This is a genomic window from Paenibacillus radicis (ex Gao et al. 2016) (genome assembly GCF_014641555.1).
Taxonomy (GTDB): Bacteria; Bacillota; Bacilli; order Paenibacillales; family Paenibacillaceae; genus Pristimantibacillus; species Pristimantibacillus radicis.
The window spans coordinates 670274-682857 of the sequence record NZ_BMHY01000002.1 but is presented as its reverse complement, the minus strand read 5'-3'; the positions used below and the strand labels follow the sequence as shown (position 1 = coordinate 682857).

Annotated in this window: 11 protein-coding genes and 3 pseudogenes; 1 reads left to right on the top strand and 13 read right to left on the bottom strand. The window is 51.2% G+C overall.

Annotated features, from left to right (window positions below; all coding sequences use genetic code 11):
• Nucleotides 1-5: 5 nt before the first annotated feature.
• The 6 genes from IEX98_RS08530 to IEX98_RS08505 form a co-directional block, all read right to left on the bottom strand.
• Nucleotides 6-1079, bottom strand: a complete 1074-nt coding sequence (locus tag IEX98_RS08530; RefSeq protein WP_188888471.1) for a Gfo/Idh/MocA family protein — start codon at nt 1077-1079, stop codon at nt 6-8.
• Between the two features lie 84 nt (nt 1080-1163).
• Nucleotides 1164-2327: a Gfo/Idh/MocA family protein gene (locus IEX98_RS08525; protein ID WP_188888470.1), complete on the bottom strand. Its 1164-nt coding sequence runs from the start codon at nt 2325-2327 to the stop codon at nt 1164-1166.
• A gap of 244 nt (nt 2328-2571) precedes the next feature.
• Nucleotides 2572-3438: a protease modulator HflC gene (gene hflC / locus IEX98_RS08520; protein WP_188888469.1), complete on the bottom strand. Its 867-nt coding sequence runs from the start codon at nt 3436-3438 to the stop codon at nt 2572-2574.
• Nucleotides 3435-4472, bottom strand: a complete 1038-nt coding sequence (gene hflK, locus IEX98_RS08515; protein WP_308421762.1) for an FtsH protease activity modulator HflK — start codon at nt 4470-4472, stop codon at nt 3435-3437. Before hflK ends, hflC begins: the two co-directional genes overlap by 4 nt.
• 88 nt (nt 4473-4560) lie before the next feature.
• Entirely contained in the window at nt 4561-4776 is a 216-nt protein-coding gene (locus IEX98_RS08510; RefSeq protein WP_188888468.1) for a hypothetical protein, read from the bottom strand.
• 100 nt (nt 4777-4876) lie between these two features.
• Entirely contained in the window at nt 4877-6178 is a 1302-nt protein-coding gene (locus tag IEX98_RS08505) for a purine/pyrimidine permease (protein ID WP_229692051.1), read from the bottom strand.
• 143 nt (nt 6179-6321) lie between these two features.
• Between IEX98_RS08505 and IEX98_RS08500 the strand changes: the two genes are divergently transcribed.
• Nucleotides 6322-7203: a LysR family transcriptional regulator gene (locus tag IEX98_RS08500; protein WP_188888466.1), complete on the top strand. Its 882-nt coding sequence runs from the start codon at nt 6322-6324 to the stop codon at nt 7201-7203.
• 96 nt (nt 7204-7299) lie between these two features.
• Here IEX98_RS08500 and IEX98_RS08495 read toward each other — a convergent pair whose 3' ends face one another.
• The 7 genes and pseudogenes from IEX98_RS08495 to IEX98_RS08475 form a co-directional block, all read right to left on the bottom strand.
• Nucleotides 7300-7926, bottom strand: coding sequence for an FMN-dependent NADH-azoreductase (locus tag IEX98_RS08495; RefSeq protein ID WP_188888465.1), 627 nt, complete (start codon nt 7924-7926; stop codon nt 7300-7302).
• A 217-nt stretch (nt 7927-8143) separates the two neighbouring features.
• Nucleotides 8144-8341, bottom strand: a pseudogene (locus IEX98_RS29525) (response regulator transcription factor); the annotation flags it as partial.
• Nucleotides 8342-8403: 62 nt separating this feature from the next.
• A pseudogene (locus IEX98_RS29520) lies at nt 8404-8827 on the bottom strand (response regulator); the annotation flags it as partial.
• Nucleotides 8824-10488 carry a GAF domain-containing sensor histidine kinase gene (locus tag IEX98_RS08485; RefSeq protein WP_188888463.1) on the bottom strand — a complete coding sequence of 555 codons (1665 nt, stop codon included), beginning with the start codon at nt 10486-10488 and terminating at the stop codon, nt 8824-8826. The gene IEX98_RS08485 and the pseudogene IEX98_RS29520, both read right to left, overlap by 4 nt.
• 128 nt (nt 10489-10616) lie before the next feature.
• Nucleotides 10617-10907 carry an oligopeptide/dipeptide ABC transporter ATP-binding protein gene (locus IEX98_RS29515; RefSeq protein WP_374705331.1) on the bottom strand — a complete coding sequence of 97 codons (291 nt, stop codon included), beginning with the start codon at nt 10905-10907 and terminating at the stop codon, nt 10617-10619.
• A gap of 195 nt (nt 10908-11102) precedes the next feature.
• Nucleotides 11103-11564, bottom strand: a pseudogene (locus tag IEX98_RS29510) (ATP-binding cassette domain-containing protein); the annotation flags it as partial.
• 7 nt (nt 11565-11571) lie between these two features.
• Nucleotides 11572-12576, bottom strand: coding sequence for an ABC transporter ATP-binding protein (locus tag IEX98_RS08475; RefSeq protein WP_188888461.1), 1005 nt, complete (start codon nt 12574-12576; stop codon nt 11572-11574).
• Nucleotides 12577-12584 lie beyond the last annotated feature (8 nt).

The window sequence follows — 12584 nt, the reverse complement described above, 5'->3', positions numbered from 1 at the left end:
CTTCGCTATTCCACCCGGATCGCTTGCTTCTGTGCTTGCAAACACAGCTCTGCCGCCTTGAACGTATGCTCTTGCGTCATCGCCAGCTCCGTGCCGTTCAAGCAGTCCAGAATTAGCGCTCCGAAATACGGAAACCCGACCTTATCCTGCACATCGATTTTAAATTCGCCTTCCCCGTTGACGAGATACAAATTGTCCTTCGATGCGCTGCGGGCGATATCCACATATTTACGCAGCTCGATATAACCATTCGTGCCGACAATCATCGTACGCCCGTCGCCCCAAGCCGACAGCCCGTCCGGTGTGAACCAGTCTACGCGGAAATAATTGTTCGCACCGTTGTCGCCAACCAGTGTTGCATCGCCGTAATCCTCAAGCTCCGGGTAATTTTTATTGTTGTAGTTGGCTACCTTGCTATGCTGGACAACCGCATCCTTGCAGCCCGCATAATAGAGAAACTGTTCGATTTGATGGCTGCCGATATCGCATAGAATACCGCCATATTTCTCTTTTTGGAAAAACCAGTCCGGACGCATCGCTGCATTCAGCCGGTGAGGGCCCAGCCCCATGACATGAATAACTCGGCCTATCGCCCCGTCATGTACAAGCTGACCCGCGAACTCCGCACTTTCCACATGAAGCCGTTCGCTATAGTAAACCGCATATTTTTTCCCCGTCGCCTTGGCCGCTGTCTTGGCTGCAGCCAACTGTTCCAGCGTCGTAAACGGCGTCTTATCGGTAAAATAATGCTTGCCGCTTTCCATCACTTTAATGCCAAGCGGACCTCTTTCATTCGGCACAGCCGCCGCTGCGACTAATTGGATCTCAGCATCCTGCAAAATCTGCTGCTGCGACTCGGCCGCTCGCGCTTCCGGGTAGGCATCCTGAAATGCCTTTACCTTCGCAGGGTCCGGGTCGTAAACCCATTTCAACGTGCCCCCCGCTTCCCGCAAACCGTTAACCATGCCATAAATATGGCCATGGTCAAGCGACATGGCAGCGAATGGGAACTCGCCTGCCTTTACGACAGGACGGGGCTTGCCTTGCGGTGCATAGTTCATTCCGTTTGCTGTGGACATTGCTTGAATTTCCTCCCCGGTGCCGACACGAGTCCGTCAGCATAGTGTTGAAACAGCCTTCTTGCTTGGGTTCGATGTTAGCTATTAATGCGTGCCCTTCACGCTTAACGTTTCGTAATGATCGGCTTTTTTCGCTGAATCCGATTTGGCGATTTGCTCTTGAAGCTTCTCGTAGAACAAATCCTCATCGATCGGAAGGTCAACCCAGCTGTCGGTCCAAGTGGACAGCAGCATGGCATTTGACAGCGTCAAGCCTTTGATGCCTTCTTCGCCCGGAGCCAGCAGCGGTGTGCCGTTCACGATTGCGCTCACCCAGTTCTCCGTAATTTCCTTATGCTGCCCGCCGCCATGCTGAATTGGAATGTCGAACTTCCAGCATTCCGGCTGCCCGAAGCCGCTCTTGAAGTTGGCATTGAATTCGGATTCCGGGGTCCGCAGACGCCAGAAGGTGAGCTTGCCATTCTCAATCACGATCTTGCCGCGGTCACCCGATACTTCAAAGCGGTTAGTGCCCGGCGATTCGAACGTAGACGTGACGAATACGCCCGTTGCTCCATTCTCATACTCTACATAGGCGGTTACATCATTCTCCACCTCAATATCGCGGTGCTTGCCGAATTGGCAAAATGCGCGTACACGGGTTGGCATCATGCCAGTCGTCCATTGCCACAAATCAAGCTGGTGAGGGTCTTGATTGATGAGAACACCGCCGCCTTCGCCTGCCCAAGTTGCACGCCAGCCGCCGGAATTGTAATAGCTTTGCGTCCGGTACCAATCGGTAATGATCCAGTTTGTACGGCGTACCTCGCCCAGCTCGCCTGATGAAATCAGATCCTTCAGCTTCGCATACAGCGGATTGGTCCGCTGATTGTACATAATACCGAAAACCTTGCCGCTCTTAGCAGCAGCCTCATTCATCTCGCGCACTTGGCGCGTATAGACACCGGCAGGCTTCTCAATCAGTACATGCAGTCCGTGCTCAAATGCCGAAATCGCCTGTGCCGGGTGATCATAATGCGGAGTACAGATAATAACGCCGTCGACCGTTCCCGAACGGAACATCTCCTCAGGCGACTCAAAGCGATGGATATGCTCGCCCCATTGCTCTGCAATTTCCGCCAAACGCTCTGGACGAACATCGGTTACGGCAGTCAACTCTGCCCCTTTAATGCCGCCCTCAATCAAATAATTCGCATGTCCCGTACCCATATTTCCTAAACCGACCAAGCCGATTCTAAATGTAGCCAAACTCGAACACCCTCTCCTGTTTCGAATTTAATCCGTTTTCTTATGTATTATTGTATCATGCAGCCTTTGAAAGCGCTTGATTGAAATGAGCCAATTATACGTCTCATTTAACTGTGGTTGTTCTAAAGCCCGTCCATTTTATTATGAGTGTACAAAAAAAACGGCCTGCTCCCGATTGCATTCGGGGCAGACCGCCTATTATCGGCCATATGCCGATAACTTAATGCTGACTACTGACTGATTGTTACTTGCCTAACAATATTTTCGCATAAGGCGAATCAATCGGGAGCATAATGACCGGTTCATTTTGCAGCGTCGTCACATAGCTCTCCAGCGTCCGGTACAGACTGTAGAACTCTGGGTTTTTTCCGTAGGCGTTATTATAGATTCTTGCTGCTTCATTCTCGCCTTCGGCTATGATTTTTTTCGCGTCTGCTTCCGCCTGCGCCATAATTTCCGTCGCCGAACGATCGGCCTTCGACGTAATTTTACGCGACTCCTCGTCCCCTTCGGACAAGTAACGTGCAGCGATCGACTGACGATCGGAAATCATCCGATTGAATACGCTTTGCTTGTTGCTCTCCGGCAAGTCGGTACGTTTAATCCGAACGTCGATAATCTCGATGCCGTATTCATCGCGAGTAAGCGCATCCGCTACATCTTTGGTGATCTCGTCATTAATATTGCCGCGGGCCGTGTTCTCGCTAATGATCTGATCGAAGTTGATTTCCGCCAGCTTACGCCGCACCGAGTTGTACACGGCTTCATCGATCCGCTGGATGCCGACGCCCACCGATTTTACTTTCTGATTAAACTGCTTTGGATTATTAATTCTCCATACCGTGTAATTGTCGACGATGATCGGCTTCTTATCCTTCGTCAGCATGTTCGTCGGACTGCTCTCGTACGTCATTTGGTACTTTGGCAATTCGACGACGTTCTCAATAAATGGCAGCTTGAATTTCAAACCTGGCGTTTCGGCATATCGGACGGCTTCGCCGAATTTGAGCACGACCTTGTACTGCCCTTCCTTGACGACGAACATCGAGCCGGATAACAGGATCGCTATAATAATGATACCGGCTACTATAAACCAGTGTTTATTCTTCATTGTGCCGCACCTCCCTGATTGGAGGCTGGCGAGCCGGACTTCGGCTTCATCAATTCATTCAAAGGCAAGTAGTTGACGGTATCACTGTTCGTATTGGTGATGAAAATTTGCGCGTTCGGCAATATTTTCTCCAGCGTCTCCAGTACAAGCCGGCTTTCTGTTACAGAAGGATTTTTCGCATACTCGCTGTAGATGGCATTAAATTTCGCCACATCACCCTGAGCGTTCAAAATCCGTGATTTTTTCTCCGCCTCCGCATTTTCGATCAGCGCCTGGGCTTCGCCCCTTGCTTTCGGAATCCGGTCGTTTTCATACTTTGCGGCATTGTTGATCTTCGTGTTTTTCTCCTCGCGCGCATTCGTAACTTCACGGAACGCTTCCTCCACTTGACCGCTTGGAGGCTCGATATCCTGGAATTTCACGCCGAGAATTTGAATGCCTGTATCATATTTAGCCTGGAGCTCAACCAGCCGTTCACGCACTTTCTCCTGAATGACGGTTTTACCGTCCGTAATGGCGTAATCCAGCTTCTCGGAGCCAATTACAGAGCGGATGGAAGCCGATGCCGAGTTGCGTAAAAACTGCTCGGGTTTATCCATATTGAATAAGTATTTTTCAATATTGCTTATTTTCCACTGGACGACGGCGTCTGCAGATACGAGATTTTCGTCCCCTGTAATCATGATCGCTTCTTCATCAATCGGAACGACCTTGTCGCCCTGCTGGCGGTAGCCGATCGTAATGCTTTGGATAAGCTCTGCTGGTACGATTACGACGTCTTGAATCGGATAAGGCCATTTGAAATGAAGACCTGCGGTCTTCTCCTCCGTATAGGTGCCGAAGGTTAAAATCGCCGCCCTCTCCTGTTCCTGTACCGTGTAAAATGACGTGAACACTCCCATCACAATAATGATGGCAGCGACGATGCCGACGATGATTTTAACGACAGTCCCCGGCTTCATCGGCCCGTTCCCGCCCATCTTTGTATGCGGCTTAACGGCTTCCAAATCTGGTTGCGACCCAAAGTTGCTCAATACGTATATCTCCCCTCGATTGGATATTTATAGGATTGTATACGCATTCGCAGTCAAAAAGTCACAACTTTTTTGAACGGCCGTGCTTTTAAGGAGTCATGGAGTCGCTCGGGTTCCACGGTGCGACATACGTTTCAGCCTGTCGCAGCGCCTTTCGGCGAGCCCAAAAGGCGAGCGGTCCGCGGTACACTTTCTTCTCCTGCTTCTCCTCCAGCAGCCTCTTCATGCCATGCATCAGCAGCTTCGATCGCAGCTCATCCTCATGGCTGATTTTTCTCATTTCATCAAAAAATTGTTTGTCCATCCCTATCATCTCCGTTAGCCGTCTAGGTTGATTAGACTACTATCGTACTACTTCAGAACTACTGTTGTCAAAATTTGTCGATCTACACAATTCCCGCACCTCATGGCCCGCTATTAAGGACAGCAGCCGGCTTCTTCCAAAGCCGCTCCAAGGCGATTACGATGAGCGTGCCCACGAGCAGACCATTGCCGACAACATCCTGTAAAGTAGGCGGCAGTCCAGCCAGAGCATTTGGCGGCAGAAACATAATGCCGATCCCGACAAGCATGGCAACGCCTAGAATCGTCAACCCGCGCTGGTTGTTCGTTTCCTTGGACAAGCTTGCGAATGATATGCCTGCCAGTTGTACGAAGGAAGCCAGCAGCACAGCGCTTGCCACCTGCCCCGGAACCTGCGACAGCATACGCAGCACAACAGGCAGAGTCCCAATTCCCACCAGCAGCAGACAAGCCGCGAGGAACGGTCCTCTTGACCGCTGCCCGGTCATCCGGATGAAACCGGCCGATACCGGGAGGGGTACGACTCCTACCGTTGAAGCGGATGCCGTCAGCATATGAGAGACGCCGCCAATCAAGCTTGCTCTGTTCATTCTTCTCTTCATTATATCCTTGTTTGCCTCGGGAAGCTGCTCGCTAACCGCCGTTACCGCTGCTATCGTATTCGATACAAGCGTAATCGTAAACAACACCGCCGTTGTCACGATACCGGCATTAAATTCAGGCGGGCCCCATGCGAATACCTCAGGCAGCTTAACAAATGGCGTATCTCCAGCCGAAAGCGCAAACGGCGCCTTGCCTATCAAAGCGAAGATGATCCAGCCGCCCGCTATTCCAATTAGGATCGCATAGGTTTTACTCCATCCTTTTCCCTTCGACGACAGCCAGACGACGAGACCAAAAATGCCGAAAGCGATAAGGGAGGCACCATAATTCGGTATGTCCGTCTCCCCATGAATGCCAAGCATCCCTTTCAAAAAAACACCGCTAAGCTGCACGACGAGCAGCAGCAGGAATGAGCCGGTAACGAGCGGCGTGAACAACGGCAATATTTTATAAATCGCTCCCGTTGCCCCCAATAGAATTAGCAGCACACCGGCTACGAGCAATCCGCCCTCCAGCAATTGCAGCGACTGCGAGGGCTGTTGCCCATGGCGAACTGCAACATCCGCGAACAATACAAATACGCTGACCCAGGAGCCCGCAGGCCCGTCCATCAGCGGCATGCGGTGACCTATCCATCCTTGCAGAAACGAGCTCAAGCCAACGATGAACAGCGTCCTCTGCACAAGCCCTTCCACTTCTCCCGCAGACAAATGAAATGCGCTGCCGATAACGATCGGAAGCGCAATCGAACTGGTAATCATAAATATAAACCATTGCAGCGTGCTCAAGCTGTTATTCATAAGATGTCTCATACTGGCGAAGCGCCCCTTTGTTTTTATGCTGCAACCATGCTACCATAGGCATCACAATATGAAAAATATTATTAAAATTGAATTTGCATACTTTTATCATATGGATTTGTATAGATTGGAGGACGCGTAAAATGGGACTTGATCTCCGCCAGCTGCGTTATTTTATTGCGATTACAGAAGAGGGAGGCATTACTGCCGCAGCTAAAAAGCTGCATATGGCACAACCCCCGCTGAGCCAGCAGCTTAAAAAAATGGAAAATGAGCTTGGCGTACAGCTCATTCACCGTATCGGAAAAACGATAGAACTGACGGATGCAGGCAAGACGCTTTACCGGCAAGCGCTTAAGATTACGAAAGAAATGGAAGAATGCCAGAAGGAAGTGCAAGAAACGGGACAAGGCGTCCGGGGAAAGCTGACGATCGGAATCAATACGCTGTCGGATGCCCGGCTCCCGGAGCTCATGCTCCGCTATAAGCAGCAGTTTCCCAACATTACGTACAAAATTCAGCAAAATGAATCATCCCAGCTATGCAGACTCGTCCGATCAAGAGAAATCGAGCTCGCGATCGTCCGGCTGCCGCTGGAGCTGAGCGAGTTTTCCGTGCTGCATCTCCAAGGAGAGCCCTTCTACTTCGTCACTTCCGATCCAAGCGGACTGGAGGGCAAACCGGTAAACTACCGGACGATTGAGCCTTACCCGCTTATGCTGCCAAGCACAGAAGGCCTCGGTATCTACCACCGTATCATCGAACAATTCGCCAGCGTCAAAATTACGCCCCGTTTGCTCGGCGAATGCTCCGACATCGCCTTGCTAATGGAATTCGTCTCCACAGGCTTCGCTTCATCGATTGTTCCGGCTACCGTCCTTAAACTGCACCATACGCCCCGCATTCATGCCTATGAGATTGAAGTATCGCCGCATGTCTCAACATCCGGCCTCATTTGGCTCAAGGATCATTACCTCTCCCAAGCGGGACGCCATTTCATCAACCTCGTCTCCGAGCTCCATTGATCGTCTCCGTTCTCCTAAAGCGGAAAAAAGACAAGCAAGGTATATAAAATATACCCGCTTGTCTTTTCTTGCTATTATCCGTTCATGAATAGTCAATTAGAAGCTTACTGCAGCTTTCTCAGCAGCAGCAACGCCGCTTGCAACAATGTCAGCCGCTTGTGCTGGCAGTTGGTTATGGCCTTCTGCGATAACGTCAGTGAATTGCGTTACGCCGAAGAAGCTCATGATGTTTTTCACATAGTTGTGGGACATTTCCGCTGCAGCAGCTGGACCCTCGGAGTAGATACCGCCGCGTGCGTTAAGCAATGCGACTTTTTTGTCCGGAATAAGGCCAACTGGACCTTGCTCGGTATATTTGAACGTTTTGCCTGCTTGGTAGATGTAGTCGATATAAGTGTGCAGTACAGCAGGGATCGTCAGGTTCCAAAGCGGGAAGCCGAATACGACTTTGTCTGCCGCCAGAAATTGATCGATATATTTGCCAGCCACTTCAACTTGCGCTTGCTCAGCAGGCGTCAGGTCGTAACCGCGAGCCGCTTTGAAATTACCGTTGATCATGTCGGCATTCATGTAAGGAAGCTCTTGTTTGAACAGGTCAAGCTCAATTACTGTATCTTCAGGATGGCTCTTTTTGTAGCTATCCAAAAATGCGTGATACAATTTAACGCTAACCGCTTGCTCAATGTCACGGTCGTTTGCTTTAACGAAAAGTACAGTACTCATGATAGTAATTCCCTCCACATAATGTTTTTTAATTTTTATTGCCTCAAGCAATTATTGTAGTTAGCAATAGTTGCACTAACTTTTTGTAACTACCTGTAGTTTAGTACGAAAAGAGCAGCGGCACATCGGTAATTAGACGGAAATATCGCATAAAAAAGTCCTCCGAAGACGGAGGACTAGTCGTAAGACTATAGACGTAAGACCACTTCTAAGAAAGCTATTCCTGCGGATGAAGAGCGTGTACGGCATAAAGCGCCGCCTGCGTCCGGTCGGACAGACGCAATTTACCCAAAATATTGCTCACATGCGTTTTTACCGTTTTCTCGGCTACGACCAGCGTTTGCGCAATTTCTTTGTTGCTGAGCCCTTTCGTAAGCAGCTGCAGCACCTCCTGCTCCCGCGGCGTTAACGATTCAATCGCTTCCGCTCCCGTCTGGGCCGGAATAACAGCCGCTCCACTGTTCAAAGCTTGCGTGGACTGCGGCTGCAATTGATGAAGCAGCGCAGCCGAAATATCGGGATGAAGCTGAATATTGCCCATATAAGCGCTGCGGATCGCTTCCGCCAGCTGTTCGGGCTCCACATCCTTGAGCATATAACCGACGGCTCCCGTCTGGAGCGCAGGCAGGATGTGACCGCGATCCGAGAAGCTCGTCAATACGAGCACTTTAATGTGAGGATGCTGCTCCGCTATCTGAGCGCTTGCTTCAATGCCATCCATAACCGGCATATTCAAATCCATCAATACGATGTCCGGCTGCAGCTCTCCTGCTTTTTCTACTGCTTCCTTGCCGTTCTGCGCCTCTCCAACCAATTCAAAATCAGGCTGCATGCTTAGAAAAAAGGAAATGCCTTTCAGCACGATTTGATGGTCGTCGACCAGCAATATTTTTATTTTCACACTAAACCCTCATTCTCGCTGCAGATTTCTTCCGCTGCCGTAATTGGAATTTCAGCTCTCACAATGGTCGGTTTTCCTTTGCCGCTTCGAATCGTCAATTGACCATTAAGCGATTCCGCACGTTCCCTCATCGACATCATGCCCATCGTTAAGTCCGACTTTTTGCGTTCCATCGAAAAGCCCCGGCCTCTGTCCATAATTTCCAGAGTCGCCATCATATCCGTCTTTACGAGATGAACATAAGCTTCGGTTGTTCCCGCATGCTTTCTTACATTATTAAGCGCCTCTTGACCAATTCGCCATAACGCTTCTTCAACGGCACGCGGAAGCTCCTTCACCCCGTCAACCTGAGTGTATATGTCGAGGTTCATCCCTTGCCCGTATTGCTTCAAGGCAGGAAGAAGACCGTTCTCAAGACCCGGAGGATGAAGCTGCCAGATCAGGCCGCGCATTTCCTTGAGCGCCTCTTGAGCCAATTGCTGAATTTCCTGTAGTGATTCCTTTACGACAGGGGCTCCCTCGGACAGCACCGTCTCCGCTCCTTTCGCGAGGAAAGAGAGGGAAAATACTTTTTGGATAACCGAATCATGCAAATCACGTGCCATCCGGTTCCGCTCCTCCATGCGAGCCAGTTCACGCCGCTGCTCGTAGACGCGCAGGTTTTCCATACTCAAAGTGAAATGGTCGCCAAGCGAATACATAAAGTCCTCATGGAGCTCGTCAAATTGCTTGCTGCCCGGACTGCTGACAAACAGCACCCCAATCGTCCGGTTCCGGATCCGGAGCGGAATAGCCGCTGCTGATGCGTAGGGCGGAATGCCGATTGCAGCCAGCGAATGACAGGATTCAACCGCCCCGTTAGATTCGATTACAAGTCTGTTTTCCTGAAAGGCCATACTGACTGGTCCCGCCTCATGAAGCTTAAGCGAGCGCCAATCCTTGTTGACCCGGCCATTCGTATAATGAGCCCGCAACGACAAATCTCTTTCATAGATAAAGAAAGACACATGCGGCCAATTAAATGCATCTCCGATCAGCTTTACTGCCTGAAGCGGCAGTTGATCGCCGTTTTGAATCGCGTTCAGCTTTTGGATAACGTCGCCAAGCTTTGCGTACAGCATCGCATTTTTCTCCTGCGCCTGGTATAACCGAATCCGCTTGATCGCAGTTCCGATCTGGAACGCGACCGCCTGCAGCAGCGCCAATTCCTCTTCGCTGAAAAAGTCTTTGCCTGCCTGGGCTACATTAAGCAGTCCAAACCGGTCTTTGCCTGCTGTCAGCGGCACCGTCGCATGATGCGAAATGCCCTCTGTGCTTCCGATTTGAAGCGAAACGGCGTAATTGATCCGTCTGCATTCAATAATATTAACCGCTTGATGAAGCTCATGCTCGCGGTAGCGCTCCACGCACCAGCAATCCTCGCCGCACATGAGCGCGTAGTTGCCAACAGTCAGCGCTTCCGGCAAATTATGCGACGCCGCGCATTCGTTGCCGGGCGTATCGTCGTCGATCATAAAAATCCAGCCCGTTGAAAAGCCGGTTAATTGCAGCAGTTTAACGAGCACATCATTAAGGATGAGATCCATCTCATTCGACGTATTGAGCATTTCCGCAATTTCCTTTAATGCCACGAGCTCATTCGAGCGAATTTCACGAGACATCCCCATCAACTCCTTTACTATACCGATCTGCCTATTCGTTCCCCATTATACACCGCTTGTGCAAAAGAGGAAAACAAGGCTGAAATTCCCCATGGACCGGGAATCTCAGCCTTGTTAGCTCCATCTATTCAGGCAAGGGAATGCAAGTGGCAGCGGACCCAATGACCCGGCTCCAGTTCGGCCAGACTCGGTTGCTCGGCAGCGCAGCGCTCATGCGCATGATGACATCTCGTTCGAAATGCGCAGCCGCTCATCCGCTCGGAGGCGCTTGGAAGCTCGCCATGCAGTACTATTCGCTCTCGCTTCGTATGTCTGCTTTCCGCCGGAATCGCCGATACGAGTGCTTGCGTATAGGGATGAAGCGGCCGCTCATACAATTGCTGAACGTCGGCTAGCTCGACGATTTGACCCAAGTACATGACCGCAACCCGGTCGCTCATATAATGAACGACGTTAAGGTCATGCGAGATGAATAAATAAGTCAATGAAAGCTCCTGCTGCAGCTCTTTCAGCAAATTCAATATTTGCGCCTGCACCGATACGTCAAGCGCCGATACAGGTTCATCCAGTACGATGAACTCCGGATTCAGCATAAGCGCACGGGCAATGCCAACCCGCTGTCTTTGTCCGCCGCTAAGCTGATGCGGATAGCTGTCTGCATGCCAATCATCCAAACCGATTTTGCTCAGCATCTCCTTAACGAGACGTTTTCTTCCCTTGCTATCGCCTCCCAGACGGTTAATAATAAGAGGCTGCTCCAGTGTCTTTCCGATCGTATGGCTCGGGTTAAGCGAGGTGTACGGATCTTGGAATACATATTGAATTTGCTGGCGCAGCCGCTTCGCTCCCTTATGCCCGGCTAACGTCTGGCCTTTATAGTGCAGATTGCCATCGCTTGGCTCCAGCAGTCTCGCGGCGATTTGACCAACCGTCGATTTGCCGCAGCCGCTTTCGCCGACAAGCCCCAGCGTTTCCCCTGGCTTAATCGTCAGCGATATGCCGTCTACAGCGCGAACCGCGTGCTTTCGGCTCAAAACGCCGCTTCCATATTGTTTGCGAATATCGATCAATTCCATAATCGGCTCAACTGACGACGGCATCGGTCTGCCCTCCTCTTTCGGCCAGCAGCCAGCATCTTGCCGCATGACCGGCGGATGCTCCGAATAATAATGGCGCCTCTGTGTAACAATGCTTCGTAGCCAATCCGCAGCGAGGCGCGAAACGGCACCCCAGGCTTTGCCGCTCAGCAAGCCCCGGTACTGTCCCGGGAATTGAAAACAGCTTCTCCCGCTTCTTGGACGGCGCAGGTATCGATTGCAGCAGACCGATCGTATATGGATGGCGCGGATCCTCAAAGATCGCAGCAGTTGGCCCTTCTTCGACAATCTGTCCGGCATACATGACGGCGATGCGATCGCACATATCTGCAATTACGCCCAGGTCATGCGAGATGAGCATAATAGCCGTATCGTTCTCCTCCCGGATCTGCCGCATCAGATCGAGAATTTGCGCCTGAATCGTAACATCCAGCGCTGTCGTCGGCTCATCGGCAATAAGCAAGCCCGGATTGCAGCTGATCGCGATCGCAATCATGATCCGCTGCCTCATGCCGCCAGACAGCTGATGGGGGTATTCCTTGAGCAAAGCTTCTGGTCGGGCCAAGCCAACTCTGCGAAATAACGCAATAGCCCTTTCCTTCGCTTCCGCGCGAGAGCAACGGGAATGAAGCCGGAACATCTCCGTTACTTGAGCGCCTACCGTCAATCCGTTGTTCAGCGAGCTCATCGGATCCTGGAACACCATCGCTATCTCGCTTCCCCGGTAACGCCTTATCTCATGTTCCTTCAGCCCATGCAGCGGATGCTCCTCCTTATACCACATCTCACCGCCAGTAATGCGCATTGCATTCGGCTGCAAACCAAGGATGGATAGCGACAGCACGCTTTTGCCGCAGCCGGATTCGCCAACGATGCCAACGGTTTCTCCTTTTCCGACCGAAAGCGATACACCGTCCAATACGGCGACGCTTTCCTTGCGCGTGCGCTGCAGCTCCAGCCTCAGATCGCGAATGTCGAGCAGCGGGTTCATCGCGTCAC

What these genes read in the sequence shown, in the direction of transcription:
- IEX98_RS08530 (WP_188888471.1), bottom strand. Translation starts at nt 1,079, where the DNA reads ATGTCCACAGCAAACGGAATGAACTATGCACCGCAAGGCAAGCCCCGT.
- hflC (WP_188888469.1), bottom strand. Translation starts at nt 3,438, where the DNA reads ATGAAGAATAAACACTGGTTTATAGTAGCCGGTATCATTATTATAGCG.
- IEX98_RS08510 (WP_188888468.1), bottom strand. Translation starts at nt 4,776, where the DNA reads ATGGACAAACAATTTTTTGATGAAATGAGAAAAATCAGCCATGAGGAT.
- IEX98_RS08505 (WP_229692051.1), bottom strand. Translation starts at nt 6,178, where the DNA reads ATGAATAACAGCTTGAGCACGCTGCAATGGTTTATATTTATGATTACC.
- IEX98_RS08500 (WP_188888466.1), top strand. Translation starts at nt 6,322, where the DNA reads ATGGGACTTGATCTCCGCCAGCTGCGTTATTTTATTGCGATTACAGAA.
- IEX98_RS08495 (WP_188888465.1), bottom strand. Translation starts at nt 7,926, where the DNA reads ATGAGTACTGTACTTTTCGTTAAAGCAAACGACCGTGACATTGAGCAA.
- IEX98_RS08485 (WP_188888463.1), bottom strand. Translation starts at nt 10,488, where the DNA reads ATGTCTCGTGAAATTCGCTCGAATGAGCTCGTGGCATTAAAGGAAATT.
- IEX98_RS29515 (WP_374705331.1), bottom strand. Translation starts at nt 10,907, where the DNA reads ATGTACTTGGGTCAAATCGTCGAGCTAGCCGACGTTCAGCAATTGTAT.
- IEX98_RS08475 (WP_188888461.1), bottom strand. Translation starts at nt 12,576, where the DNA reads ATGAACCCGCTGCTCGACATTCGCGATCTGAGGCTGGAGCTGCAGCGC.